General features: G+C 68.5%; 4 protein-coding genes and 1 pseudogene. 1 reads left to right on the forward strand and 4 read right to left on the reverse strand.

Annotated features, from left to right (window positions below):
- Both ABZ896_RS52040 and ABZ896_RS52045 read right to left on the reverse strand, forming a co-directional pair.
- Window positions 1–89 (reverse strand): annotated as a pseudogene (locus tag ABZ896_RS52040) (LLM class F420-dependent oxidoreductase); the annotation flags it as partial.
- A 39-nt stretch (window positions 90–128) separates the two neighbouring features.
- Window positions 129–2,471: an immune inhibitor A domain-containing protein gene (locus ABZ896_RS52045; RefSeq protein WP_360946339.1), complete on the reverse strand. Its 2,343-nt coding sequence runs from the start codon at window positions 2,469–2,471 to the stop codon at window positions 129–131.
- A gap of 333 nt (window positions 2,472–2,804) precedes the next feature.
- On the opposite strand from ABZ896_RS52045, the gene ABZ896_RS52050 reads away from it, so the two are divergent.
- Window positions 2,805–3,062, forward strand: coding sequence for a hypothetical protein (locus ABZ896_RS52050; RefSeq protein ID WP_360946342.1), 258 nt, complete (start codon window positions 2,805–2,807; stop codon window positions 3,060–3,062).
- A gap of 69 nt (window positions 3,063–3,131) precedes the next feature.
- Here ABZ896_RS52050 and ABZ896_RS52055 read toward each other — a convergent pair whose 3' ends face one another.
- Together ABZ896_RS52055 and ABZ896_RS52060 are read right to left on the reverse strand one after the other, a co-directional pair.
- Complete coding sequence (locus ABZ896_RS52055) at window positions 3,132–3,764, reverse strand: RDD family protein (protein ID WP_360946345.1); 633 nt, start codon at window positions 3,762–3,764, stop codon at window positions 3,132–3,134.
- A gap of 89 nt (window positions 3,765–3,853) precedes the next feature.
- The coding region (locus ABZ896_RS52060; protein ID WP_360946348.1) for an RDD family protein at window positions 3,854–4,550 on the reverse strand (697 nt) is incomplete at its 5' end.

Raw genomic sequence — 4,550 nt, forward strand, 5'->3', positions numbered from 1 at the left:
GTGGCGATCTTGGCGAGCAGTCCGGGGTGGCGGTACGTCACTCCGGTCACCAGGGCGCCGAGGCGGACCGTGGAGGTGTGGGCGGCCAGGGGTTGCCGCCGATACGCTTCTGACCTGCTGTTTTACTTTTACTTGACCGAAGGTCCGACCTTGAGCGTGATCGTCGAGCCGTTCAGGGGCTCGTCGGTGATCGCGATCCGCGTGTCGGTGTCAGTGATCTTGACACCGGCGAGCGGGTTGGTCGCGTCGTAGTACGTCGACCGTCCGTCGTCGAAGACCGGGACGCCCGGCTTCGACTTGATCCTCGTCGCGACGTCCGCCTTGTGGAGCGTGACGGAGTCCGTCGGGTACCAGCTGAACGTCGAGTCGTAGGCCTGGATGCGGTTGCGCATCAGCGTGCCGTCCGACCACTTGAGCGGCGTCGGGTGCGAGTCGACGGGCAGGATCAGACCCTGGCCCGGGTGCTGGCTGGTGTTGTCGTCCGCCTGCGAGGTGTCCCACTTCCAGATCAACAGGCCGTTCTGGTAGGCGTAGTGCTCCACCCAGTCCGGACGGGTCGTCGAGAAGCCGAAGTTGTACGGGCCGACCTTCAACACCTTGTCGTACGACACGTATTGGCGGTTCTCGGCGATGTAGTACTGCGCGTAGTCGTCCGTGATGGCGGCGCCGATGCGCGAGAAGCCGTTCGCGGTCCAACCGGCGTCCGCCGTCTCGGCGTTGTCGGAGAACAGGGTCGCCCCGTCCGCGGTCACCGTGATCTCGTCGGCCGCGAAGCCCTTCTGGGCCACCCCGCCGTCGGTGGCGTAACGGAAGCGCAGCTGGATGTTCTGGCCCGCGTAGGCGTCGAGCGGGAACGTCAGCTTCTGGTACGCGTCCACCGTGCCGGTGAGCGCGGGCTTGCCGCTGCCGTCGCGCGGGATCGCGCTGCCGTCCGCCAACGTCCCGTCGATCGGCGTCCAGTTGGAGCCGTCGGTGGAGACCTCGGTGTAGAGGTAGTCGTAGTCCTGCTCGATGTCCCACCAGCCGTCGAGGGTCAGGGACGCCGACGACTTGCCGGTCAGGTCGACCGTGCGGGTCAGGGTGTTGCGCAGGTCGTCGCCGCTGCCGCTCCACCACTGGGTCGAGCCCTGCGCCGGGGCGACCACCTCGGTGGTGACCGTCTTGTCGGGCAGCACGACCACGAGCGCCTGCGGGTTCTTGGTGTTGTACTCCGCGACACCCAGCTTGTGCGTGGACTTCTTGCCGGCCTTGGCAACGTCGTAGTCCAGCCAGCCCAGTTGGAGCTTGTCCCAGGCGTTCATGTCGCCGGGCAGGTCGCCGATGGAGTCCTTGCCGGTGCCGAGCCAGGAGCCGGAGGACATCAACGTCCAGAAGCCGGTGGAGTTCTCGCCGCCGCCGGAGGTGTCGTACTCGTCCGGCAGACCGAGGTCGTGGCCGTACTCGTGGGCGAAGACGCCGAGTCCGCCGTTCTCCGGCTGGATGGTGTAGTCGCCGACCCAGATGCCGCTGTCGCCGATCTGGGTGCCGCCGAGCTTGTTGCCCGAGGGGCCGGTCGAGCCGGCGTCGGTGCCGAACGCGTACCAGCGGTGCGCCCAGATGGCGTCCGCGCCCTGCGCGCCGCCGCCCGCGGACTCGTCCTCACCCGCGTGCACGATCTGGAAGTGGTCGATGTAGCCGTCCGGCTCGTTGAAGTCGCCGTCGCCGTCGAAGTCGTAGCGGTCCCACTGGTCGAACTCGGCGAGCTCCGCGGCGATTTCGGCCGCGGTGGCCCCGGCGGCCTCGCGCTCGGCGACCCAGGCGTTGACGCCGTCCTGCACCGCGTACCAGGCGCCGGTGGAGGCGTCGTTGGAGCCGTAACGGGCCTCGTTGTAGGGGACCTTGACCCAGTCGGTCACCTCGCCCTCGACCGAGTAGCGGCCCGAGGACTGCTTCTCGTAGTAGGACTTGACCGAGGCGTTGCCGTCACCGAAGTACAGGTCCTGGAAGTGCGCCTGGTTGTAGTCCGCCTGCCAGGCCGTGCTGTTGTCGACCGCGCGGTCGGGCTGGGCTATCTCGTTGTGCAGCGGACCTACCGTTCCGCCGTACCGCGGGTCGACCTGGTCGCCGAACTCGACCAGGATCGTGAAGATCTTGTCGGTCTTCTCACGGCCGAGTTCGACGTACTTGCTGTCGCCCTTGTGGCTCTTGAGCGCGACCACCTTGGAGCCGTCGCGGTTCTGGACCGTGGCGGCGCCGGATATGACCTGGTCGAGCGCCTCCTGGCGCTGCGCCTCCTGCGTCTTGGACAGCGGGCCGTCGAGGTCGTGCTCCTTGGCCCTGACCGGCTGCGGGTCGTGGCTGTCCGCCGCCGAGGTCTCCGCGAACTTGTCCTCCGAGGCCTGTGCCACGGCGAACGTCGAGAAGGTCGCCGAGGCCGCCGCGAGGGCGACCACCGTGGCAGCCGTTCTGAACGTCCATGATCTGCCTGTCACTTGATCCTCCCCTAGCATTCAAGTGACGTAATTTGACTCCTGGTTCAGAAGAAAAGACAGACCTTGACTTGAACAGGTCAAACCATTATTGGAAGTTGACGTTCGCATTACGGACACATACCTGTAACCGAACGGGCGCGCGGTCGCGTCCACGGAGGGGACCGCATGACTCCGTGCGCCCCCTGTGCTCCGGCACTGTTGGTTAGGTCACGCTTACCGTTCGTTCCACTCGGGCATGCAGGCGATTAGAGTCGAGTGGCGGAACGCCCGGAAGTCGGCGGAAAGCCAGGCCGACGCCCCCCGTGGACCCCCAATTCCGAGGACACGATTGCCATGCCTCGTCCGACTGCCGCACAGCTCGCCTACGGTTCCTTCACCGTCATCTGCTCGACGCTCGCCATGCTGCTGCTGTCACAGACGAGTTCGACCACCGCCATCGCGGTCATCGCCGTCGCCGGGCTCGCCCTAGGGCTGCTCGTCGCCATGACGGTCCCCCAGCCCAAGTCCCGCGTGGTCGCGGTGAACAAGCCCGCCGAGGAGACGGCGGAGGAGCCAGTGCCTGCCGTGGCCACGGGCTCCAAGGCCGCCTGAACGCAGCCGCGACGCCGAACCGCCCTCACGTGGGATCACGCGAGGGCGGTTCGGTGTGCCGTGGTCGGGTCAGCCCGTGCTGACGACCACCGTCTTCGCCGCCTTGTCGTGCAGGCCCTGCTTGTAGGGCTTGTCGAAGTAGCTCCAGCCGCCGGAGATCGCGGTCCAGATGCAGGCGCAGCAGAACGCGAACGGAATCCACAGCACCGCCGCGCGCACCAGGTTGGTCTGCACGGAGGGCGTGGAGCCGTTGTCGAGGTTCGCCACCCGCATCCCCAGCCACTTCTTGCCGAGCGTCTGCCCCGACCGGGCGGTCATCACGGTGTCGTAGGCGATGTAGATCAGCGCCGCGACCAGTGACTGCGCGAGCGGCTTGCCGTACTGCACCTTGTCGCTGTCGACGTCGTACTCGCTCACCCCGAAACCCCAGGTGATCAGCCATACGACGATGCCGACCAGGATGAGGTCGATGATCCGCGCGAGGGTGCGCCGGCCGCTGGAGGCGAGCGGGGGCATGCCGGCGAGCGGGTCGGAGGGGTAGGAGCCGCCGCCGTACGGGTCACCGCCGGTGGGAGGGCCGCCGTAGGACGGAGGCGGTGTGTTGTACGGCGATCCCGAGCCCCCGGCGGGCGGGGGCTGCTTCCTGAACGGGTCGTCTTCCGGCGGCTGCTGGCCGGAGCCCGGAGGCGGTTCGCTGCTCATGGCCCGAGTCGACCGCGAACCCCCCGGCTCCGCATCCGGCGAGCGGCCGTCCGGAGTACCGATTCCCTTACGCCGTCTGCGGTACGGCGTCAGCCGGCGACGAACGTATGCGCGGCCTTGTCGTGCCAGCACTGGTGCCAGGGCTTGTCGAACAGGCACCACAGGACGCCGACGACACCGATGCCGAGGACGCCGGGGACGCTGTAGACGAGCCAGCGGCGCAGGGCTCCGCCGAAGGACGGGGGCTCGTGGCCCTCGATGTCCCGGACCTCCAGGCCGAGCAGCTTCTTGCCGAGGGTGCGGCCCCACTTGGCGGTGGGCAGCGCCTCGTAGAGGACGCCGGTGACGAGGAGGACGGCGAGCACGACGGCGAGGTAGACGGACGTGGTGCCGTCCAGCAGCCAGATCGTCACGGTCTCGCCGGAGAGCTTCGCCGCGTCGATCTTGTCGGCGAGGTGGTCTACGGCCTTGGTGCCGAGGGGGACGGCCGGTACGGCGGTCACGGCGCCGACGACGAGGGTGTCGACGAGCCGGGCGGCGAGCCGCTTGCCGAGCCCGGCGGGCCTGGCGGCGGCCTGACGCCGGGCGGCCGCCTGGAAGATGTCCTCGACGGGCGGCTTCCAGGGCGCGGGCTGCTCGCCCTCACCGGGGTCGGCGAGCCGGTGCACCTGCTGGGCCCAGGAGGGCTGACCGACCTGATGCTGCCCGGCATGGACGGCCTGGAGGTGTGCCGCCGGATGCGCGGGCACGGGCCGGTCCCGGTGATCATGCTCACCGCCCGCGGCG

This window comes from Streptomyces sp. NPDC047072, assembly GCF_040643855.1.
Taxonomy (GTDB): domain Bacteria; phylum Actinomycetota; class Actinomycetes; order Streptomycetales; family Streptomycetaceae; genus Streptomyces.